The following is a 452-nucleotide window of genomic DNA, read 5'->3' as shown; positions in this document are numbered from 1 at the left end:
TGCCGGGCTGCCGTGCTCCATCCCCAGCCGGCGACCTGCATCTCGGTGATCGCCTCACCGGCGATGACGATGACGGACGTATACGCGGCCGGCCGGGCGGCCAGAAACGCCCAAATCTGCGGAAACATGGCGAACAGGACGAAATAGGCGCTGGTGTTACGGTCCGCGACCAGAATGATCGCGTAGAAGCACGACCAAGTGACAAAGAGGTACGCTGCCGCCGGCAGGCCGCCAGGGGCCTCGAACAGGCGCCGGCCCAGGCCGATGTACGTCACGGCCATCACCGCGAGCAGGGCGATGATTCCCCACCGCTCACCGGAGCTGTGGGCACCGGACATCGCGGTGGTGAGCATTGCCAGCGTGAGCAGTCCGAGGTAGAGAAGATTCCAGAACGGAAGGATCTTGTCCCACCAGCCGTCGAACTCGGCCATTCCTCCGGAGGCGGCTCCTGG

The 452-nt window shown here is 65.3% G+C and carries 1 protein-coding gene; it reads right to left on the bottom strand.

Annotated features, from left to right (window positions below):
- Positions 1 to 431: hypothetical protein (locus ELR45_RS37945; protein WP_205856652.1), on the bottom strand; the 431-nt coding region annotated here is incomplete at its 3' end.
- Positions 432 to 452: the final 21 nt, after the last annotated feature.

It is taken from the genome of Phytoactinopolyspora endophytica (assembly GCF_004138495.1).
Lineage (GTDB): Bacteria > Actinomycetota > Actinomycetes > Jiangellales > Jiangellaceae > Phytoactinopolyspora > Phytoactinopolyspora endophytica.
The sequence above is the reverse complement of the archived record's forward strand: the minus strand, read 5'-3'. Positions and strand labels throughout refer to the sequence as shown.